Origin of the sequence: Bacillus sp. FJAT-28004 (assembly GCF_001280845.1) — a bacterium.
In the GTDB taxonomy this organism is placed as follows: domain Bacteria; phylum Bacillota; class Bacilli; order Paenibacillales; family Paenibacillaceae; genus Pristimantibacillus.
Genome location: NZ_LGHP01000001.1, coordinates 1,527,320 through 1,549,781, shown reverse-complemented (window position 1 = coordinate 1,549,781; position 22,462 = coordinate 1,527,320). Strand labels below are relative to the sequence as shown.

General features: G+C 41.4%; 21 protein-coding genes. 4 read left to right on the top strand and 17 right to left on the bottom strand.

From position 1 onward, the window contains the following. Positions 1–137 precede the first annotated feature (137 nt). On the top strand, positions 138–806 hold the full coding sequence (locus AC787_RS06285; RefSeq protein WP_054023996.1) for an SIMPL domain-containing protein: 669 nt from the start codon (positions 138–140) through the stop codon (positions 804–806). Positions 807–857: 51 nt separating this feature from the next. On the opposite strand, the gene AC787_RS34055 is transcribed toward AC787_RS06285, so the two are convergent. The 4 genes from AC787_RS34055 to AC787_RS06270 all read right to left on the bottom strand — a co-directional run bounded on the left by AC787_RS34055 (position 858) and on the right by AC787_RS06270 (position 2,926). Then, positions 858–1,034, bottom strand: a complete 177-nt coding sequence (locus AC787_RS34055; protein ID WP_161807520.1) for a hypothetical protein — start codon at positions 1,032–1,034, stop codon at positions 858–860. A 99-nt stretch (positions 1,035–1,133) separates the two neighbouring features. Beyond that, positions 1,134–1,613 (bottom strand): hypothetical protein, encoded by a 480-nt coding sequence (locus AC787_RS06280; RefSeq protein WP_054023995.1) that lies wholly within the window; start codon positions 1,611–1,613, stop codon positions 1,134–1,136. A 90-nt stretch (positions 1,614–1,703) separates the two neighbouring features. Continuing rightward, a complete protein-coding gene (locus AC787_RS06275; RefSeq protein WP_054023994.1) occupies positions 1,704–2,450 on the bottom strand; it encodes a GTP pyrophosphokinase family protein in 747 nt (248 codons plus the stop codon). A gap of 59 nt (positions 2,451–2,509) precedes the next feature. Then, the gene (locus tag AC787_RS06270) at positions 2,510–2,926 is read right to left on the bottom strand and encodes a MarR family winged helix-turn-helix transcriptional regulator (RefSeq protein ID WP_054023993.1); all 417 of its coding nucleotides are present in this window, start codon (positions 2,924–2,926) and stop codon (positions 2,510–2,512) included. 106 nt (positions 2,927–3,032) lie between these two features. Here AC787_RS06270 and AC787_RS06265 point away from each other — a divergent pair, with 106 nt between their 5' ends. Then, positions 3,033–3,497 (top strand): MarR family winged helix-turn-helix transcriptional regulator, encoded by a 465-nt coding sequence (locus AC787_RS06265; protein WP_054023992.1) that lies wholly within the window; start codon positions 3,033–3,035, stop codon positions 3,495–3,497. A 70-nt stretch (positions 3,498–3,567) separates the two neighbouring features. Here the strand turns inward: AC787_RS06265 and AC787_RS06260 are convergent, their stop codons facing one another. The 5 genes from AC787_RS06260 to AC787_RS06240 form a co-directional block, all read right to left on the bottom strand. Beyond that, the gene (locus tag AC787_RS06260) at positions 3,568–5,190 is read right to left on the bottom strand and encodes an MDR family MFS transporter (protein WP_054023991.1); all 1,623 of its coding nucleotides are present in this window, start codon (positions 5,188–5,190) and stop codon (positions 3,568–3,570) included. A gap of 227 nt (positions 5,191–5,417) precedes the next feature. Beyond that, positions 5,418–6,542: an NADH-dependent flavin oxidoreductase gene (locus tag AC787_RS06255; protein WP_054023990.1), complete on the bottom strand. Its 1,125-nt coding sequence runs from the start codon at positions 6,540–6,542 to the stop codon at positions 5,418–5,420. 148 nt (positions 6,543–6,690) lie between these two features. Continuing rightward, complete coding sequence (locus AC787_RS06250; protein ID WP_054023989.1) at positions 6,691–7,347, bottom strand: SDR family NAD(P)-dependent oxidoreductase; 657 nt, start codon at positions 7,345–7,347, stop codon at positions 6,691–6,693. Between the two features lie 226 nt (positions 7,348–7,573). Next, positions 7,574–8,986 (bottom strand): MFS transporter, encoded by a 1,413-nt coding sequence (locus tag AC787_RS06245; protein ID WP_054023988.1) that lies wholly within the window; start codon positions 8,984–8,986, stop codon positions 7,574–7,576. Positions 8,987–9,064: 78 nt separating this feature from the next. Beyond that, the gene (locus AC787_RS06240; RefSeq protein ID WP_054023987.1) at positions 9,065–9,517 is read right to left on the bottom strand and encodes a MarR family winged helix-turn-helix transcriptional regulator; all 453 of its coding nucleotides are present in this window, start codon (positions 9,515–9,517) and stop codon (positions 9,065–9,067) included. Between the two features lie 229 nt (positions 9,518–9,746). Between AC787_RS06240 and AC787_RS33690 the strand changes: the two genes are divergently transcribed. Together AC787_RS33690 and mprF are read left to right on the top strand one after the other, a co-directional pair. Continuing rightward, positions 9,747–9,965, top strand: a complete 219-nt coding sequence (locus tag AC787_RS33690) for a hypothetical protein (protein WP_152970593.1) — start codon at positions 9,747–9,749, stop codon at positions 9,963–9,965. A 228-nt stretch (positions 9,966–10,193) separates the two neighbouring features. Further along, positions 10,194–12,845, top strand: coding sequence for a bifunctional lysylphosphatidylglycerol flippase/synthetase MprF (mprF, locus tag AC787_RS06235; protein ID WP_054023986.1), 2,652 nt, complete (start codon positions 10,194–10,196; stop codon positions 12,843–12,845). A 54-nt stretch (positions 12,846–12,899) separates the two neighbouring features. Here mprF and AC787_RS06230 read toward each other — a convergent pair whose 3' ends face one another. The 8 genes from AC787_RS06230 to AC787_RS06195 form a co-directional block, all read right to left on the bottom strand. After that, positions 12,900–13,679 (bottom strand): squalene/phytoene synthase family protein, encoded by a 780-nt coding sequence (locus tag AC787_RS06230; RefSeq protein WP_054026929.1) that lies wholly within the window; start codon positions 13,677–13,679, stop codon positions 12,900–12,902. 335 nt (positions 13,680–14,014) lie between these two features. Beyond that, positions 14,015–14,605: a YdcF family protein gene (locus tag AC787_RS06225; RefSeq protein WP_235560915.1), complete on the bottom strand. Its 591-nt coding sequence runs from the start codon at positions 14,603–14,605 to the stop codon at positions 14,015–14,017. Positions 14,606–14,634: 29 nt separating this feature from the next. Beyond that, positions 14,635–15,489, bottom strand: coding sequence for a helix-turn-helix transcriptional regulator (locus AC787_RS06220; protein ID WP_054023984.1), 855 nt, complete (start codon positions 15,487–15,489; stop codon positions 14,635–14,637). A 24-nt stretch (positions 15,490–15,513) separates the two neighbouring features. Next, positions 15,514–16,329, bottom strand: coding sequence for a sugar phosphate isomerase/epimerase family protein (locus AC787_RS06215; protein ID WP_235560914.1), 816 nt, complete (start codon positions 16,327–16,329; stop codon positions 15,514–15,516). Between the two features lie 18 nt (positions 16,330–16,347). Next, positions 16,348–17,085 (bottom strand): phytanoyl-CoA dioxygenase family protein, encoded by a 738-nt coding sequence (locus AC787_RS06210; protein ID WP_054023982.1) that lies wholly within the window; start codon positions 17,083–17,085, stop codon positions 16,348–16,350. A 172-nt stretch (positions 17,086–17,257) separates the two neighbouring features. Next, a complete protein-coding gene (locus AC787_RS06205) occupies positions 17,258–19,102 on the bottom strand; it encodes a sensor histidine kinase (protein ID WP_054023981.1) in 1,845 nt (614 codons plus the stop codon). Between the two features lie 21 nt (positions 19,103–19,123). Further along, entirely contained in the window at positions 19,124–20,701 is a 1,578-nt protein-coding gene (locus AC787_RS06200) for a response regulator (protein ID WP_054023980.1), read from the bottom strand. 32 nt (positions 20,702–20,733) lie between these two features. Further along, entirely contained in the window at positions 20,734–22,404 is a 1,671-nt protein-coding gene (locus AC787_RS06195; protein ID WP_235560913.1) for an extracellular solute-binding protein, read from the bottom strand. Positions 22,405–22,462 lie beyond the last annotated feature (58 nt).

The following is a 22,462-nucleotide window of genomic DNA, read 5'->3' as shown; positions in this document are numbered from 1 at the left end:
GCAAGATTTACTCTTGCCCGCCATTTTTGTATACTTTTTCAGGCAATCGTCCGCAAATAGAGAATCATAAGCAATCATTTCCGAGGTTATCCTTCCATACATTAATCTATACCCTGTAAGTTGGAAAGGAGCCCACGATGTACGGTAATCAAATCTATTATGCGGCTATCCCCATTCCCTGCAAAAGCGTGTCCACCATTGAAGTTTTAGGCGAAGGAACCGTTGCAGCTGCTCCAGATAGAGCGTTGGTCATCCTTGGAGCCATAACCGAAGGCAAGGAATTGCAATCGGTCCAGTCCGAAAATACACAAATCACAACGGACATCATTCAAGCTCTTCTCGATCTAGGCATCCCTCGCGAACATATCCAAACGAACGATTATCGAATCGAAATGGTGTATGATTACCCAGACGGCAAACAAGTTTTTCAAGGCTACAAATTGACCCACCTCTTACAAATCACCATCGATCAAGTTGATCAAACTGGATATGTAGTAGATACCGCTGTTTCTCACGGCGCCAACACCGTCTCTTCCATTCAGTTCTCGATTAAGGAAAGAAAACGATTTGAAATCGAGGCCTTGTCGCTTGCTGTCCAGAACGCCCGCCTGAAAGCTACAGCAATCTCGAATTCATTAGGAACATCCATCTCCAGAGTTCCCATCAAAGTCCAGGAACTTTCCCGCTCATCCGAACCTATCCCCGTCCAGAGAACCTTCCAATCGGATGCTTTAGTTACACCGATTGAGCCTGGACAACTGACGATCTATGCGGCAGTTCGTGTGTGGTACTCACAAATCACATAAAACAAATAAGCCGCTCCTTCAAGGAGCGGCTTCAACAGGTTTTGTTTACAATTAAACAGATGATATAATGCCGCGGTTACTGTTTTTTGCAAAGTTAATAATGGACTCATATTGCGTCTTAGCAATGCGACGGTCAGACATGGGAAGCTGAGGATTTTTGACTATCTCGGCTAACTTCTTGAGCTCATGCATTTCCTCAGTTGTCACTTTGACCGTTATTTTCCCCACACGCGCCACCCTCCTTTGATAGTTTGCGAAAAATCGATGCGTAAGCAAATTGTTTATCGGCTATGGTCATTATACGCAAAACTTAAGTAAACTTGCATATTATTTCGGAGGCGTTCGCGGATTTGGATCATCCATTTCTTCGGGAAACAAATCAGCAAACTCTTTATTCTGCTTACTCTTCAAGTAGGATAAGCCTGCATAGCCCGCAAGCAATGAACTGCTCACGACAGCAAAATTGTCCGATGTATTCGCCATAGCTAATGCTGTTTTTGCTAATATACCCGTTCCGATTGCAATCAACAAATCGCCTAGAAAGCCGAGATCAAAAAAAATCTTTTTCTTCGCATTGCTGTGATCTCTAAAACCAATCACAAATATAACAAAATAATAAATGCGTTGAATCCACTTTACTAACCAATTTGAAGAAAGGGATAATCCTTCTTCATCATATTCTATGACGAGTTTCGGTAATTCGATAATCCCATTTTTCACAAAATGTCCGATTAGGCCGCCTACTAAGCTCATGGAGATTGATAAGCCGAACACTTGAATAAAGGCTTGAAAGCTTGAAATAACCATCGCCGTATGACCACCTTTCAACAACACTCGTTTGGCAGCACTTTTTGGCACTACTTTCACTTTATGTTGCTGATACAGGGTTCACGACTATTATTTTTTTTGTCCATCCTCAAAAAGCTCTAACAACATGTTTGGAATTGAGCCACTCTGATTATTCATGATCAGTCGAAGCATCTCATCACCCAGGTCATCCTCTCGCTCTTCTTTAATGGCTGCTATCTCATTATGCAGTCGCTCCATCTTCTGATCCAGCGCGGACGCAGAATCCGCTGCCTCTTTTAGTTCATTCAGTAGATGAGGAGGTATCGCCTGCTTATATTTATAATAGATTTTGTGCTCCAGACTCGCCCAGAAATCCATCGCTATTGTCCTAATTTGAACCTCTACACAAACATTTTCAACTCGATCCGATATGAATACCGGCACTTCAATGAGAAGATGCAAACTTTGATAGCCGTTTGGCTTCGGGTTTTTTATATAGTCTTTAACCTCCAATAAGGTCAAATCACTCTGATTACTCAGCATATCGCTAATCCGGTAAATATCAGAAATAAAGGAACAGGTTATTCTCAAACCCGCAATATCTTTAATGTGATTCCGAATACCGTTAAAAGAAAGCTCGCTTTGCTTCCGAAATAACTTTTCTACAATGCTCTTTGGAGACTTTAAACGCGAGCTCGTATGCTCAATCGGATTATATTCATGCAATAAATGAAATTCTTCCTTTAATATTTCTACCTTTGTCTCCAGCTCTTGAATTGCAAATTTGTACATCATTAGAAAACGAGTAATTTGCTGCTTCATGTCTTTCATTTTTTGCATTTGATCCATAACCATACTTCCGTATTCCCCTTCCAATTCATGCTGCTAAAATGTTTCGATTAGATTAGTTTCAACTAATCATCAAGCAATGTAAATATTCGTCTCAAATGTTCCAAATCCTCTTGTGAGATCCGCTCACTCATATATCGGATAATTGCATCATCATTTTCATTAGCAGACTCAACAAATTGTTTGCCTTCTTCTGTGATTTCCAGATAAACGACACGTCTGTCTTCATCACTGCGATTTCTGCGAATAAGCCCTCTTTCCATGAGCTTGTCTCCTATGAGTGTAACTCCACCCGCTGTAATCAATAACAAGTCAGCTATATCTGTCGATTTCATAGGACTTTGTTTATCAAGATGCTGGAGCATTCTCGTTTGATTAATGGAGAAGCTGCAATCTATTCCTTTATACCATTCGGTTTTTAGTTTTTTATAAACAACCTTTAATAGCGGAAACAGTTCTTTCCATTCCTCATAGTTTTTCATGTTCAACCTCATTTCTACCGTATTGTTGACTTCTTGTCACTATAATAACTATAATTGCGTTGGTAACCTAATTAATTTATAAAATAAGTTCACCGAGGTGAATCCAATGTGCGCGGATAAATATGAAAATGTTACAGACCTAATCGATGTTTTCCAGAAATTCGCTAAAGCAGACTGGCGAAAAAAAACGATGTGGGGCGGTCTTAAAGCTAGCGAAGTTAGAATGCTCGTTTGTGTAAAAAAAAGCAATGATAAAGGTTCAACAGGGACGACTGTTACAGAAATAAGTAAAATGCTGCAAGTCACCTCACCAACCGTTACACAGATGCTTAATAGCTTAATTGCTGCCGGTTATGTCGTTCGTACGACCGATAATACAGATCGAAGAATAACCGAAATAAAATTAACGGATATCGGTGATGAGCTTGCCCAAAAAGCAATTGAGCGTTTTCGCGCTATGTTCAATGGATTGATTGATCACTTAGGCAAGGAAAAAAGTGATCAGCTTGTCGTCATGTTAAATCAAGTTTTCAAATATCTAGAGTCTGCCAAAAGAAATGAAGACCTTTAATAAACAAAGGGGATTTCACTTCCTGCAAAAGCTGCTGGAAGCGAAATCCCTCCTATAGGAGCCGCTCTTATTACCTTTGAAGAGCAGGCTCTTTTTTCAATAAATCTGATGTCTCTACGATAGCTTCTTCCTTCTTGTCAGATGAGCGAAGCGGAATTTCTTTCAAGAAAAACACGAGTACGAATGCGACGATCAATAAGGACATACCGAACAAGAATACAACCGTCAACGAGTCGCTGAGTACCGAACGAACCATCTCGATGATGTGTGTGAATAAAGGTTGAATTTGTTCCGGCAGTGTCGCATGAAGCTCCTTGAGCTTCGGTTGATCTAGCAGCATTTGCGGATTAAGGAAGCTGGACAATTTCTCAGCTGTAGCCGCATCTACTTTCGTTAAATCAGGTCCTTCGCCTGCTGCCACAGCAGCCTCCAGCTTGCTTGTCAATGTGGAGTTCATAACGGTACCCATGACTGCAATACCAATCGTACCGCCTAGGTTACGGAACAAGGTAGCTGTTGCTGTAGCCACGCCAAGCTGTGAAGGCGCCACTGCATTTTGAACCGTAAGTGTAAATACTGGCATTGAAATACCAAGACCAATACCGAATACGATCATCGCAGCAACCGCAACGCCAACATTATTCATGAATGCCATCATAAGCATTCCTGCGACCATAAAAGGCATACCTATAAGAGCAAATCGTTTGTATTTCCCGGATTTGGAAATCCAGCGACCAGACATTGCACTTAGGAAAATCATCGCAATCGACATCGGCATATTTACGAAACCCGAGTTCGTTGGTGAAATACCAAGCACACCCTGCACGAAGAAAGGAAGATACATCATAGCGCCCATCATGCCGGCATTCATGAGGAAACCGACAGAGTTTGAGATCGTTACAATGCTGTTCTTAAACATAGACAAAGGCAATACAGGGCTTTTTGCTTGACGTTCTACAAGAATCAATAGAACTAATAACACAGCTGCTGTTGAAAACATGCCAATAATTTGAGGCGAGCCCCAGTCATATTTCGTGCCTGCCCAAGAGAAGCCGAGCAGCAATGAAATAAGCATGAGTGAAAGCAATATAGAACCCAAGTAATCAATTGATTCCGTTGTTTTACGCGCTGTTTTGGGAAACATAGACCAGATCATCCCAAATGCGATAATTCCAAGCGGAAGGAAAATCCAGAAGATCCACTTCCATGCGATATGATCGACCATAAAGCCGCCTAATGTTGGTCCAATTACACTTGAAAAACCGAATATGGCCATCATTAAACCGGTCCATTTCGCCCGTTCCCTAGGTGCGAACAAATCTCCAACCGCCGTAACGGTTGCTGACATAAGAATACCGCCGCCTACACCTTGAATTCCTCGATAAGTAATGAGCTGGAATACCGTGGTTGAAGTACCGCATAAAAAAGCACCGATAATAAATAATACTATACCGACTAACAAAAACGGTTTCCTTCCGTAAATATCAGAAAGCTTACCTACAAGTACAGTAGCAATCGTTGATGTGAGCATATAGATGGTAATTACCCATGTGTAATACTCAATGCCACCCAAAATGGCAATAATGCGCGGCATTGCCGTACTTACGATCGTCTGATTGATAGCTGCGAAAAACATGGCTGCCATCAGAGCAATCATGATTGTTAACTTTTTTTTCTGACTCAATTGCTCCATATGCTCTGCACTCCTAAACATTTTTATTTATTATGGCCCATTGGCTGCCAAACTACTTCGCGAAATAGTTAGGTTGCCTACCTATTAGACAATGATACAATAACTTTAGTACTAAAACAACTGCCAATTCATTGTCATGCTGGATACACTTTAAAAACCTTAAATCGAATACTAACGCAAAAAAACAGGTCAGGGATATCCCTGACCTGTTTCTAAAATCATCTATATTAATCGCCTAGCGGAAACCAGCCTGGCGTATGGACAATAGCCTGCCAAAGCGGGGTTGGAACAACCAAACGATCTTGATCGTCCTTGCTTAGCGTTGTTTTAATTTCTGATTCGCGACCGTCTTGCACTTTCTCGACCCAATCGGGCTCGACAATGATTTCACGGCCAATAGCAACAAGCGGAATTCCGATATCTAGAGCCTTCACAGCATCTTCTGGCGTATGAATGGAGCCGACGCCGATAATCGGTATTAAATGACCTACACGATCATTTATCCACTGCATACGCGTTTTCGCTTCATCGGCGCCTCGTTTAGGCAATGACCAGAAATCCATCAGCGACACATGTAGATAATCGAGTTCTTTGCTTGTTAGTTCATCAAGAAGTTTAAATGTATCCGACATCGTAATTCCTGGTGTCGTTGCTTCCTCAGGAGAGAATCGGTATCCAACCAAAAAAGGCTTTTTCGCAAAGGCTGCAACAACTCGCTTCACTTCATCAACGACTGCTAATGGGAAGCGCAATCTGTTCTCAATACTTCCACCCCAGCGATCCTCACGTAAATTAGAATGAGCGGAGAAAAACTGCTGGACAAGGTAACCGTTCGCGCCATGAATTTCAACGCCATCAAATCCCGCTTCAATAGCTCTTCTAGTCGTTTCTCCAAAATCACGAATAATGGCTTCAATTTCCGCATCTAATAATGCTCTAGGCACAACCCCAGCGTTCTGCTCTGAAGGCACAGCACTCGCACTTACCACATCACCATTTGGAACGAGGTTAATTGGACATTCTCTGCCGCCATGGAAGATTTGAAGCACCGCTTTAGCGCCCTTTTCTTTAATCGTTGTTGCCAGGCGCTGCAGACTTGGAATCATGTCATCGCTATCGCTTGCAAACTCTCCGTGAAATCCTTTTCCGCTTGGTGAAACGTAAACACAAGCTGTAACGACTAGGCCAACGCCACCCGATCTTCGGCTATAATAGGCTAACTCAGAATCAGACACTGTTCCATCTTCATTCGATGAAAAATTCGTCATCGGCGCCATAACGATCCGATTTTTTAATTGAATACCATTTTTAAAGTTCATTTTTTCAAACATTGGCAAATAGGTTGATTTCATTTATTTCATCTCTCCCGTTGTCCTGTCTTTATCCCTCAAACTGTAACTTTTTTGTGTACTGTAATCTTATTTCATACAGTTCGCGTTGTCAAGCAGCAAAAAAGCACTCTGAACCCCAAGGCTCAAAATGCTTATTTATCCTTCCCTATTACGTTTGCTTATATAAATACTCTATTTCGCTTTTATTGTTATACAAGATCCAAAATTGATTCGCAATTGCATCCGGATCATAGAAGCTTCCTTTGGCCACAAATCCGGCAATCGTTACCGTGCCGACATATATGCCATGCGGCTGAAGCTCCTGTGAAAGTGTAAATGCGAGAGATCGAATGCCTGCTTTACCGATCGACAAGGAGGACAAAGCTGCCGCAGGTTCAAGCGCTAATCCACCTCCAGTAAACAATATTGCACCTTTCTTTTGCTCAATCATAGCAGGAATCACTTGGTTCGCACTTGTTAATGCGCCGACAACATTAACTTTAAACTCGTCAATAAGCTGCGTTTCCGTTAAAGCTGTTGGTTTAACCTGAGAAATGACTGCCGCATTATAAACGAGAACTTCCGGAGATCCATAATGCTGCTCAATATAAGCAAATGCCGACGTTAAGGATGAAGAATCAGCTGCATCAGCCACAATGCTATACGCTTCAATACCTAGATCATTAAGTTCCTTCGTATATGTATCCAGAGATTCCGTCTTCCTCGCGGCGAGCACGATCCGAAAACCTTCTTTACCGAATTTCCTTGCAACACCCGCGCTTACACCCGGTCCTGCGCCGACAATTACTACTAGCGGTTTGCTCATCTTGATCTCTCCTTTTTGTTCAATCAATAAAAATTACCAAGTAATTAACTTATGGATAGGTTCAAATTTTATCATTTTTAGCATCCATCTTCTAATTCAATTTTTCTATATCCTAATAGTGAAATTACGCTGCTCGAATAAAAATAGCCCCCTATAATCAAATACATAACAGCAGTTCCTGTATGTGCTTGATTATTGAGAGCCTAGTCCTTTTGGCTATTGGCTTTTACGCTGTTGTTGAGGATGATTGAGTTTTCTCCAGGTTTGCCTGCAAACCTGCTTTATCACGTGATGGTCTAAATAATAAATAATAAAGGCCAACAATAATTGCAGCCAGAATAGCTAAAGCAAAGAAAATATTACTATACAGGTACGCCCCGTTATGAATAGCAAATGGGTTAAAATGAACCTTTGTTTCCTTCAAATCCAACATCTTGCCGATTATGCTCGTTGTCATAGCTCCTGATATAAAATTAAGCAAGGACATGAGCCCCATCCCTACGCCAATTTGCTCCTTTGCAAGTGTTCTTGAGATCGTGTTGGACATCGCAATTTGCATAAAGGTTTGACCAATATTGCCGAATATCAACAAAAATACAATGAGGTAAGGTGATAATCCAACAAACACAGATAGCAAAATAAAACAAATAAAGCTAAGTGAAATAGCAAGATATACTAAAAATGAATTGCCTTTCTCATCTGCAAGTCTGCCCCCGCGACGGCCCATCATGGCAGAAGTAATCGCTGCTGGAAACATGACAAAGCCGATAATTGCAGGCGATAACTGATTTAGCCCCGCCAAAAACTGCGGCGTGACAAAGGGCATGCTGAAGCTTAACGCAGTTGCGAGAAAGGTCATTAATAAACCAAACGAATATTTCTTGTTTTTAAACAACTTTGGCTGAATAAACGGCTCGGAAGCTGTCCGGATACGAACAATAAATAAAACGAGCGTTACTACACCACCCAAAGCAATAAACCCATTTCCAAGTGAGATGGACATCAGCAATAATGCGACGGAACCACCGAGCAGTATACCGCCTAAATAGTCTATTTTCTGTGCTTTCCCTCTGTCGTTGTCTAAATACTTTCTAAAAAACGGAAGTGCAACAAGCGGAATCACCGAAATTAAGAAAAGAAATCTCCAGTTGATTACGCTTGTTACTAATCCAGCCACGATTGGTGCGAGTGCCGTACCTAACGCAAGCCCTGCAGCAACCGTACCTAATGCTCTGCCGCGCTTCTCTGGAGAGAAATAACGGACAGGAACGATCATGGCTGTAGCCGGAATGACTGCTGCCCCGCTAGCTTGCAACACTCTCCCGAGCACGATCATCCAATATTCAGAAGCAAGCAAGCCTACAATCGAACCAAGCGCGAAGAAGATTAAACCGAAGGTCAATAAATCCTTTAACCGATATTTGTCTGCCAGCTTTCCGTATGTAACGGAGCCTACTGCAAAAACGATCATATATCCAGTAATCAGCCAGCTCACCTGTGAGGCGGTAATGCCAAACTCCTTGCTAATGACCGGCATAACCACATTAAACATTGAAGCATTCATAATTGAGAAGACTAATGTAAAAGCTAATATAGGCATCAGCTTCTCGCCGATTTTTTGTTTATCCGCAACTTCCATTTTCTTTAGCACCCTTTCCTGTTTATGTTCTATATGGTTTGAATTCAAACTATATGTTCAAAAAAACAATTTCCTTGCTTACTCATAAGCTTTAATAATTTTCCTGAGTAAAACATGAAGATGTGCTGTTTCTTCCTTTGTTAACAAATGGTTCGATTTTTCCTTCGCCTGTTCAACGGCACTTGATGCTTTCTGGGCCATTTCTATCCCTTGTTCTGTTAAATAAATCCTTTTCATTCTGGCGTCAGTGTCATGAGCACGACGAACAACCCAGCCCCGTTTCACCATCCCATTAATTAAGCTGGTTACGCTCGATTTGTCTATAAAAAGCAGCTTCTCTAAATCCGCATTCATCACGCCGGGCTTCATGGCCAGCAGCTGAAGAGACTGTGACTGCTGCGGGGTCAAGCCGAGCGGACGAAGCGAGGTTTCAATCTCTCGGCGAATATTAGTAAACGCCAGCTTTATGAGCAATGTATTGCTATCCTCTTGCTCCCAAGGAAAACGAGTGATGTGATTGTCTTTTCCCATTCGGAGCACCGCCTTAACTAGTTTGAATTCAAACTAATAATAGGGTTGTATCCTTGTTTTGTCAATATGAAATGATAAACAGGAAAGCCTTGTCACTCTCACAAATTTGCTCTTACTAGTCTATGTCTTCAATCCTCTTGTTTCATTTCATATAAAAGAGGTTATAAACAATAGAATGATATGCATATAATCAAATAGCTTTGCTTTTCACTATAAGGAGGATTCAAACATGGAATATATAATTAACAAAACATTTAATAACGTGGATGTATACTTTGACGACTCACATTATATCGGCTGCTCGTTTACAAACTGCACGATTCATATATCATCACTACGATTTAATTATGATCGCTGCACGTTCTCAGGTTCAAAATTTAAGCTTAGTTCTAAAGTACTTATGCTGCAAAATGTTTATTCACTACTACCATCATCCATAACTGGATAATCGTTTGTACAAGCCTAAATCTATTGCCCAGCCTCAGGGAAACTAAAGTTTAAAAACTTTAAAGCCTCTGAGCTGGGCATTTTCTATTTACCCTCGAGAGACAAATTTCCATTTTAATATAATCAACAATTTAAGGAAACATTACTGAGTAAGTAGGCTATACTTTATGTGTCCCACATGGCAAAATATTGAATAGTAAGGGACAAGCCATACATAAGGGGAATATTGATGAATTGGATTCGCGAAATAGCTTATAAGCTGCATCTTATTAAGCTTTTATCCATCCTTTACCGTACAAGATTGCTGCGTTTTCTAATACCAGTTGCCATTATCGTCTTTGTTTACTTGGAAGGGCAGAAACAATTCCGTGAAATCAATTGGGGAAGCATGATACATGAATTTCACCATATGCGCCCCTTTACAATTATTCTTTTACTGAGCTTCTCCTTTCTCGCTGTATCCGTCATGAGTACATACGATTTGTTGATTCGCAGGCATTTCAACTTATCCATTGGTTTTTGGGATACGATCCGTTATGGTTGGATTGCAAACACCTCCAATAACTTGATTGGTTTTGCGGGTCTTACAGGCGCTGGATTACGAACTATCCTATATCGAAATCGTAATGTTCCGATTGGAAGCATTGCCGCTTCCGTCGCCTTTCTTTCGACGATTACCTTTACTGGATTATCGCTACTAGCATGGCTTTGTATTATTGGCATTTTCCCCGTTCAAGCATTATTGCAAGCTCATCCATGGCTGGCCTATGCAATGTGGGCGATCGCTCTGTATTTACCGCTATTCGTGCTGTTTCAGAGAACCTCACTCTTCTCCAAATGGTTCAATCGCAATCAAGGACAACTGAATTGGCGCATCATGACCGCTTCGGTTGGTGCTTCATTTCTGGAATGGTTTTTTGCAGGAATGACTTTTTGGCTTATTGGAGCAACCTTTCTTCCTGAAATTACGTTTGCGAATGCGCTTGGCATCTATACGATAGCAGCAATAGCCGGCATTATAAGCATGGCGCCAGGCGGTATCGGAGGTTTTGATTTAACCGCTATTTTAGGCTTGCAACTATTAGGCTTTCCTCCCGATAAATGTGCGGTTATTCTGGTGTTGTTCAGAATCTTGTATTATATTGTGCCTTGGTTGATTGGACTCATGATGGCAGCATTCGAGTTTCCAATTAACCGTAAACGAACTGAGCAATCCGATGGAAGTATTATGGAACGAGCGTTAAATTTCTGGCAAAGCGTTTGGGGTTGGCCGGGACAATTCGGGTTTATCGGTGAAGTTGGTGCGTGGTCACTCGGCAAACTTGTTTTTGCGAGCGGAGTTATTCTGCTGTTATCCGCAGCAACGCCTGGTTTGCTATATCGAATTCATTACACGGAACAATTATTATCGTTTCCTATTATGAGGCTGTCTCATCAATTAACTATCATTATAGGTATCATGCTTATCATGTTATCTCGCGGCATATCACTTCGAGTAAAACGAGCCTATTATTGGACACTCTTCCTGCTTTGCGCTGGCTCCTTCTTCACTCTTGCCAAAGCGTTTGATTACGAGGAAGCTATATTTCTACTCATTGTGGCCGTACTGTTATGGATATCAAGGCATAGATTTTATCGTTTGGCTATACCTGTTGGGCTATACAATGTCCTCGGTTGGGGGCTTATTACACTCTTAATCGTTTATGGCTATTATCTGATCGGCTCACAATCGCATCCGGCATTTCTCAATCACCTGCCAAAGAGAGCTCACAGCGCTTGGCTGTTAGATCCAAGCCAGCATATGATAGCTGCGATATTTGGTCTTTTGGTTGCTTGGCTCATTCTTTCACTGCTTTATCTGTTTCGTCCTAAGCCCTTGGCAATTGGCGAGACCGCAGCGGATGAACAATCGAAATTAAAGGGCTTTCTAGAAAAGGAACAAGGAAATCTATTGACCCATATGCTCTTTACCGGTGACAAAAGCTTTTTCTGGGCGATGGATGATCAAATATTAATCCCCTATGCCAAAATTAGAAATAAACTTGTTGTACTTGGTGATCCTTTAGGTCCCAAAAGTATGATTAATGCGGCAATTCAACAGTTTCAGCAATTTGCGGATCAGTTTGCGGTAGAGGTCGTATTTTATCAAACGACACCTGACTATTTACCGTTTTATCATGAAAACGGCTATCGCTTTTTTAAGCTGGGTGAGGAAGCATTGGTTCATCTGGATAACTTCACGCTTGTCGGGAAACAAAATGCTAGCCTCAGAGCAGTTAAAAACCGTTTTGAGCGCGAAGGCTTTCAATTTGAAATCGTACAGCCTCCTCATGACACCCTATTGCTAAAGAAACTATCAATTATCTCAGACCAATGGCTGGATGGAAAACATGAGAAGGGTTATTCACTCGGATGGTTTGATAAAGACTACTTGCAAATGGCGCCAATTGCGCTATTGAAGAGCTCAGGCGATCATATCGTTGCTTTCGCTTCATTGGCGCCTGGTTATGATGGTAGTACTACCCTATCCGTTGATCTAATGCGCTACTTAAAAGGCACCCCTAATGGAACGATGGATCAGCTCTTTATCTCTTTGTTGGAGTGGGCTAAATCACAAGGATATGCTCAATTTAATTTAGGGATGGCTCCTCTCTCTAGCGTTGGCCAAAGCCGAACCGCAATAAAAGAAGAAAAGCTCGCACGTATTTTATTCCAATATGGTGGAAGCTGGTATGGCTTTGTTGGGCTCCGCCGATATAAAGAAAAGTTCTCTCCGGCGTGGGAGCCGCGTTATTTGGCATATCCTTCATCAGTATCACTACCGTTATTGTTAGTTGAGTTGGTACGGTTAATTTCACGACATCCGAATAAAAACAAATAAAAGCAAAGCCCATGAGATTCCATGGGCTTTGCTTTTATTCATTGTACGGATTCATTAATTAATGCTGCCTACAAGCTTCATAACCGCATCTCGCGTCAACTTATTACCGCCAACAGCAATCAGGTTAATAGTAGCATGTGCCAGTGTAAGCGGAATTTTGCAAAACTCTAGAGCAGGACCACCCTTTAAATCAGATATATAAGAATCCGCCAACTTAAGATTGCGTCGTGTGTATTTAATCATTTCTTTCTGTCCCCATCCCTCAGGGAAAAAGTCTACGCCTCGTTCAAGATCTTCTTTACGATTGCGAAGAATGTTTACAGCTTGTAAACCTCTACCGAAAGCAACTGCTTTTATTCGGTCTGATTTCGTGCCATCATGCCAAAACCATATGTCAGACAACATTTCCCCTACCATACCGGCAACGCTATAAGTATAATTATCCAGATCCTCTTCCGTTCGAATACTCCAACCTTCATGAACCCAATCCGACATCTGTTTTGCCATTGTCGCCGTATGGTTGTAAACGACATTCGTGACGGTCGGTGGACAAAGACGAGCCCACTCATGAATCTTCAGTGTAACTTCTGGCAGTATATCTGTATAAGGAGAAAGAAGTTTTTGCGATTCGTTAATAACATCATTGGTTTGAAACGCATCATGAATTCCAAGCAATAACTCCACTTTCAATTCATCTGTTAGCGTTTCATGATCCTCAATTTCATCAATTGCTCTCATACACAAATAAGCGGAAGCGACTGCTTCTTTTAAACCTGACTTCAACCTACTGATAGGGATATAAAAAGTACGACTTGTTTGCTTTAACATGATCATCGCATCATTCAAAATAAAAACTCCTTCATTATGGCAGCTTTACTTTTAACTTGTTTTTATCGTTAATATTATAATACCATACATGGATTTAGATGTGCACCGCAACTGTGATTTACTGCATTTATCCTTCTCGATTTAGGCAGAACCTGTAATCTCAACCTTAATATCGGAGGCTTTTAGCATAATTATTCATTTATTATGATGAAGATCCCTTCCTTTTCATTTAAACGCAGCATCTCTCCCTGAAACGAAAGCGTCAAGATTTTCAAGAAATAATATACAAAGACCCGAAAAGCAAACAATCTAATCAGAGTGTTTATCTTTCGGGCCGCTAATTAAAATAACATTTTCAGCCGATAACCTGTTAGGAAGAACGTTTCTCTTATTAGGAAAGGCAGCTTAGTACCAAAACTTTTGTAAGCAGATGTCTGAGTAGGCGATGAAAAGGCATCCATCCCTAAGTGTCGAGCCATCGTAAGAGCACGCTTCATATGCAAGGGGTCGCTAACGATTGTAAACGTATCGATTTGTTGTTGTTGTGCTATTGCATAAGCATTTGCTAAATTTTGCTCCGTAATCTTTGATTTTTGTTCAAGAATAATATCGTCTTCAAGCACCTCTCGCTGCATAGCATAGCGTTTTGAGACCTCCGCCTCCGACAAGGAGTCTCCTTCCCCTAAGCCTCCGGTGACGATGATTTTCTCCACGTATCCATTGTCATAGAGCCATATGGCATGGTTCAACCTGTCCTTTAGAACGGTCGACGGTTTATCATCCCAGACGGCTGCACCAAGCACAATCGCGGTGTCAGTTCGAGTGAATTCGTTTACTTTTGCAAATGAAATAATGCTCCATGCAACATAGAATATATATATAAAACATAAGAGCACAGCAATCGCTGTGCCTTGTACAAGTCTTCTGCGCACTGCTATACCCTCCTGAAAATCGCAAACCTTTATGACCGAATATATTTTCTCCTAAACTCACGAGGCGACTTCTCGTACTTCTTCTTAAACGCTCGTTCAAAGTTAGGCAATGTATTAAAGCCTGCGGCATAACACACTTCCGTTATTGGCAATATTGAACTGCTGAGCAATGCAGAGGCGAACTGAAGCCTTTTTCCTTGAAGATGCTCTTGAAATGATGTACCCGTATGTTTTCTGAAGCATTCGCTAAAATAATTGGCTGAAATTCCAGCATATCCCGCTATTTCATCTAATGAAAGCGGTTCTCGAAAATGATGCTGGATATAGATGATCGATTTTCTAATGGAAGAAGGAATCGTACCAATCGTTGCATATTCGTCAAGTAATCGCTGATGACCCGTATTTCTATAAAGATGGATAAGTATTCTCTCAAAACTGCCCTGAACGAGCATGCTGCTGCCTAGCTGCCACATCTGTGATTCGTTCCAAATACGACTAAATTCTATTTCAATTTCACTAGCACTTTCACCATGGAAAGTATGCAAATGGAGCGATACATGTTCAAATAACATTTCTGTCAGCTCTGGACGGATGAATGATTCCTCGAAAATAAGATTAAACAAATGAATCGTTTGGCCTTCATCTGGAACGATCTCATGGAAATCTGCGGTTGTCAGCAGAAAAGTCATTCCTTTCTCTAAAGGAAAAGACTCTCCGTTTATAATATGGGTTCCTGTTCCGGATACAACAAAGCCCATTTCAAAAAAATCATGCCAATGGACAGTAATCTTGCTATCTATCACATGTTTGTAAATCTTATAGGGGGATGACAAGGCCAAATAGTTTTTGCCTAGCAACCTCTCAGGTGTTAATTCATATTTCAAGCCTGTTTCCCCCTATCCAAATTTTTATTGGTTAAACCAGTCTTTATATTTTGCAGCAATATAGTCGGTCATCCATTGATTCACTTCTATTAAATCAACAATAGGCTTATTGGTAAAGGGTACAGTCGGCATATAATTCGGTGGACCGAATTCCGCTGTGAATGTTGTCCAAGCCCTTTCATTCTCAGCTTGCTTCATAAAAATCCGCTGCCACCAACCTGTGAATAATGCGAGCTCAGCTGAATATTCGGGTGCGCCAGGATGTGGAACTTGAGGCCCCTGCGGAAATCCGACACGCCCATGAACATGTATGCTTCGATCTATTGCAAGAGCTAGCTCATCCACATGATTATCCAGATGCGACTCACATACGTTCACCCAATGGCTGAAATCTGCGGTAATACGCAGGTCAGGAAACCGCTTCAACAATCTTGCAGTCGTCCAAGGCGTAAACATCGCACGGCTGCGATGAGTTTCATGTCCGATCTGTTGACCTGACTTTTGTTCGATTGCAAGTGCACCCTCAAAAAAGCGGTCCTGCTCTGCTTCTGACATACTATCTCTAGCGCTTTGTGAGTTAATAAACAGCGGATTAAATTCCGTTGCTCGCATAACTTGTTTCTCGAAGCTAACGAGATGATCGTCATGGGTACTAACTTGCGCAATGAAAGCCAGTTTATTCGTTTCCAAAGCAGCTTTAAAGGACTTCTCTTCAGCTGCAGGCGGCAGCGGAGTCTCAATGCCAAAGTATCCCGCTTCTGCCGCATGCGATAAAAGCTCCTCATAGCTTCCTTGCATTCCCCATAAAGCTTTTATTCGTCTCAATTCCAAAACCTGCACCCCCTCATTATAAATCTATTATACATTGACGAAAGGATTGCCGGCTAAATCTTTCCCACGGGCTAGCCAAACTTTATGATTTTGATTCTTTTCAGTATTTACTTGTGCCTCCGTTGAGAAGTAACGCATCGTATACCCGCAGCGACGGAATTCGCTTTTGTTCGGAGCCGCACCATGAATAATACGAGAATCATGAACAGAGCTTTCACCTGGCTCAAGCTCGAAATAAACAGCCTGTGACTCATCCTTATTGCGAATTTCCGTATCAAAAATATTATCATTGCCATCTACCTGCTCATATTCTGAGAAACCATTGTTATGTGTTCCTGGAATGACGCGCATACAGCCATTTTCTTTAGAGCTGCGATCAATAGCCAGCCATACGGTAACAATGTTATCAAATCGGCTAAGTCGCCCTTTCCAATAGGCTGAGTCTTCATGCCATGGCGTCTGCTTGCCAACAAGCGGCTCTTTGCAGATGAAATGGCTGGACCATAGACCAATATTAGGACCAATTAAAGGTTCTACCAGATCAAGTACTTCATCGCTTAATAGAAACTTGAGTAGTCGCTCATCACGGAAATGCGGAGTATCCAGTTCGCTGTTCAGCTTCCTGCCGACAAGCTCCCATTGCTCCTCAAAAATATTAGTCAGTTCACTCATCTTCTCTGGGCTAAACAACTGTTTCTTATGAAGCGCGTAACCGTTTTTCTTATAAAATTGTACCTCTTGCTCCGACAATGTAGATACTGACATCTAAATCCCCTCCAATATAAGTGGTTTGTTGCTATGAAATGATCATAACGGAGCTGAGGCAAACTTACTTCTTATCCTATCGGAAAAAGTATGCATATCTTCAGATTCAACTGCTCCATATTAAAGAAAAGGCGTTCTCTGAGCCGATACTCTGAGAATGCCTTTTCTTTGTTTATCCTGCTATGTTTGGAACACACTCTTGATTGATAAGTTTCCTTTTCCTTGCAGGTATCCTTATGTGAACAGTTGTTCCGATACCGATACGGCTTAATATTGAAACCCCATACTCTGAACCATAATGAAGCTTAATTCGCTGATCAATATTCCGAATACCATAACCAATGTTACCTTTATCTAGCCCACTGAATATTTCATCAATTCGTTCCTGCGACATGCCGAATCCGTCATCGATTATGAAATAATGAACCGTGTTATCTTCCATATAGGTAACAATCCGAATATGAATGCGATCTCCGCTCCATGCATGCTTAAGCGTATTTTCAATAAAGGGCTGCAATATAAGCTTCACCGTCTCATACGGCCATATATTCGTATTCATCTCGAATAATACATCCAGACGCTTGCCGTACTTAACTTTCTGTATACTTACATATGCATTTGCTTGCTCCATCTCAGCCGCTATTGGAATCATCGTGCGGCCTGAATTAAGGGTAAGTCTATAAAACTTGGCCAGCTCCAATACCATTTTCTGCAGCTTTTCATTTTCACCGAATTTCGCCAGCTGATTGATAGAGGAAAGGGTATTATATAGAAAATGCGGATTGATCTGAAGCTGAAGCATTTCCAGCTCCGCCTCCTTTTTCTGAAGCTGCGTCAAATATACTTTGTTAATTAACGACTCTACATCCTCCCCCATTCCGTTTAGCGCCGTTGCGATTTGAGAGAATTCATCCTTCCCTTTATAGGCAATTCGCTTATGCAAATCCCCCTCACGGAAAGCATTCAACACCGATACAAATTTCAAGATTCGTTTGGAGAAATACCGTGAAATAAATACACCTGCAAACGTTAATAAAACAAAACTTATCACACAGATGAAAATGATAAATGCACGTACCTTTGCGGCTTCCTGCTCTATTATCGTAAGAGGAACTTGCGCCACCAATGTCCAATTTTGGTTAAGTAGTTTTTCTTCTATTGTCAAATATTCTTGCTTGTCGCTATTATCTTTCGTGGATACATTTTTATTTATCTTTGAAGCAGCTTTGCTTGAGCCTTCTGGAAGCTTCCCTGATAAAAAAATAACATTACCCGTTGAATCGATGACGGACAGCATGCTGCCGTCGCCAAGCTTCAAGTAATCAACACTATTAAACAGCTCATTCATGCGCACGCTAAACCTCATGATCGCCAATTCTTCTACCTCTAACGGATTATCTGTGTCGACGATTCGGCGAATCATCGAAATACGATGATCTCGTACATCCTCTTCAACCTGTTTCCACACCATGGTGACGCCATACTCTTCTTTGGGAATGGTTTTATACCATAATTGGTCCTGAATACGGCTCATATGATAAATGTCATAGGTTTGCTCTTTGGATTCATCGTTATCGTTCACGTTTTCTTTCTTCAACCAATTCTCAAAAATTTGGTTTACCGTCGTATTATGAAAGTAGACTGACAATCTTAAATTCATTCCTATGGATTTTGATGCGCTATCGAGCTTCGGTTTGATGATCTGATTCATTCGATTTAATTTTGGAATGCCTACCTCATTGACTCGAATGCTCTGTGCCAAATTATAGTCTTCATAGAGCGTAGATGATATTCGGACAATATCATCTAATTTATACTTCACGTTGTCGCGCATCTGCTCCATCGTTCCTTGAATATTCATGCGCGTCTGCTTGCGCATCGAAGAGTCATACATGGAATGTGATACGTAGAAATTGACAACAACCAAAATAATGATAAATATCATATAGGACAGCATAAGCTTATATCCGATCGGTATATATCCGAGTCTTTTTCCGTTCTCCCGGATTAATTTCATCTAAAGCTCCCCCATTAATGATCAATTCTCTCTCTTCCGATATTCCATAGGTGTCATTCCGAACTTCTCCTTAAATTGTCGGCTGAAATAGGGAAGATATCGATAACCAACCTGATCGGCAACTTCATAAATTTTTATCCCGGGTTGATTGAGCAGTTCACATGCTTTCTCCATACGCAAATGCACGAGCAGCTCATTAAAGGTGTGACCCGACTTTTCTTTTATTAAAAATCCCATATAGCTCGGCGAGAAAGAGAACTGCAGCGCCATATCTTTAAGCGTAATATTCTCACTCATTCTCTCCTTAATCGATTTCGTTACGCTGCGTATAAACTTGCTGTCCTTCATAATGTTTTTCTTCTGCAGGCGCTCAGATATTTCATAAAGGAGCTTAACGAGCCATGAACGTATATCACCAATCGTTTCAAATTGCATTAGAACCTCAAGATGGTGAATGTCGATGCCCAGCAGCTCAAATAAATCTTCGTTCATTTCACTCAAATATTGATCTAGCTTCCAAATAATATAGCTGGTCATATGATGGACAGTGAATCTGGAGCGAAGGCTTGAAACCGATTCAAATAGATTCTCGAACTCGTCATAAATCCGAACAAGCTCATACCCTTCCATCGCTTTCAAAAGTGCTTTCATCCGTGTATCAAGAATTCTAGCATCCAGCATGCCAGGTTCAGCTCTTACCTCTTCATAATTGATGATATTCCCTTTTCCAAGAAACATCTTGCCTTCAACCGCTTCTATTGCTTGACGGTAGGATACATGCAGCTGTTCAGTAGATTTAACCGCTTCACCCACTCCGGTAGTGATGGATACCGTCATATGCTGCTGCAGCGCAGCGCATAACACCTTTACCGTTTGACCAATATCTTTGTCTTCCAGCAATATGGCTATGCGTTGAGAGGATAACTTGCAATAAGGCAGCATACCCATCCCCTGAATCGTTTCATGCACAATTTGAAGTGAAGTACGCGACCATTCTCGCTGTGAAGACGAGTTTTCTGTTTGCCTTAAGGATTGATTATCCAGCTCCATAATAGCGACTCGAACAGGCCAGCTTAATTGATCGAATCCATAGTATAAAATGTGCTTGGGCATGGAGGCGCCTTCTGTCGTTTCTACGCCTTCCAGCAAATGAATCAGAAAGTCGCTTTTGGCAATCGGAATCATTTGTTGATAAGCCTCTTCCACCTCGCGGTGTTTGTTCTCCTCATCGAGATCCTGCTTGACCTTAAGCAAAGACGATATCAATTCGCTGTCATCCATTGGTTTTAATACATAATTATATGCCTTTAATGATAACGCCTGCTGTACATAACTGAACTCCTGATAGCCGCTGACGAATATGATTCGCATATTCGGCTTGCGTTCGAGAGCAATTCGGGCCAGCTCAAGTCCTGACATATAAGGCATATTAACATCGCTGACTAATATATCGATAGGCTGCTCATCTATAATCTCGCATGCTGATAATGCATTATTTACGCTGCCCTTCACTTCCATACCAAGCTCGGACCAAGGTATAAATCGCTTCATGCCTTCCAGATCAAGTTCTTCGTCATCGACTAACAATACCTTATACATATGGGCATCTCCTTCAAGTCAACAGATTGGCGTTATTCTTGATTTAAAACTTTTAAGTTTGCTTGCCACTTCGACGTAATAAAATCCAGATACTCTTGAAATCCAGATTCCATTGAGTCCTTATGCGCAATATCCAAAATCGCCAATACTTCCTCATCCGTCTGGGCAAACATCGCATAAGAGCGAGCATTTAACCAAATTTCTTTTATCCTTGTAAAGATCCTGCCTTCGTCAGAATTTGGAGTCGGCTGTAAATTAATAAACGGTGTTGCATCCCCTTGTGATTTCCAAGTTACTTTTTGCTGCCAATAAGTAGACCAGTTGCGTTTGTCCTCTGGCAATGTTTTTTCGTAATCACTTTTGGTTTGATCCAGATAGACTGTATTACCAACCCATATCAAATTCCCAGATACTGCTTGTATTTCACTCAACCCATCCGGGTCAGAAGTATATTTGCTCGTAAAATTCGGTGTAATTCCATCATCCTGGAAGCCATTCCAATATCCATCCGGACCTGGAGGACCCCACATCTGAACAGCAGAACCCTCTGGTCCTGTCATCCAATCCAGCATGGCGAATATGGCTTCCGGATTTTTTGAGCTTTTTGTTATCGCAGCCACATTCCAGCCAAGCAGATTGTATGTCCCTGGATAAATCTTTTTTGGATCCAATCCTTCTTTATATATAGGATCAATAAAGATATATCCGTCCTCCTTATTTTTCCTTCCGAGCTCTGCATTTGCGAGCATAACTTGAGGCATCGGATCAGCACTGGCGAAAACAGCCACTTTGCCGTTCATAAGCTTCTCGCTTACTTGATCACCCGTCTGTGTCCACGCATCGGAGCTAATGAGCCCTTCCCGCACCAGCTTAGCAACAAATAAGGCCGACTCGCGGAATCCTTCATCTTGGTAGATAGAGGTCATTTTATCTCCGCTCGTCACAGCGTAGTACCGAGTAAAGCTATAATTGTTTTCCTTGAATGCGGAAAATAACTGATCGATTCCGTGCCCCTCACTAGCAATTCCCGTTTCAAAGGGAACAACATCAGGGTACTTTGCTTTGACTTTATTAAGATAATCATAAAGTTCATCTGTAGTGGCTAGCTTAGGCGACCCTAACTCACGATATATTCGTTTATTTACGACATAACCCGCATTGCCATTCGGTTTATTAGTGTAATAATTTGGAAAATAATATATTTTCCCATCTGCTGCCCGAAGCAAATCTAACACATTCATGCCTGCCCATTTTTTTAGATTAGGATATTTATCTATATATTTATCAAGCGGCACAAGTAAGCCTGCTTCACGCAAACGTTCGAGATCATAACCGCGATCACCCCAAATTAAATCAGGCAGCTGCTTGCTGGCAATCATCTTCAGAAGCTTCTGCTTTCCGTTTCCTTCCACATCGATTCCTTTTACGTGAATGTTAAGATTATCCATAATCCATTTAGAAGAGGGATCGGCGCCCCACTGCGGCATTGAATAGGTACTGTAATGACCATAGAAGGATATATCTAGCCGTTCTTTGCCAAGCTCATAGAGCAGATCAGGAGGTAGCGTTATTTGAACATCTTCCGTAGCTGCAACTTCTTCTGTTGGAACCGGTTTATTGTTTACTCCACTGCAGGCGACAAGCATGCTTACAATAAAATAAACCAACGTAAACCGAAGGAACATTTCTCTTTTCGCGTACACTGATAAAGCACCCCTTACATGAGCAGCATTTTTGAAAAATCTCCCTTTAATAATATCA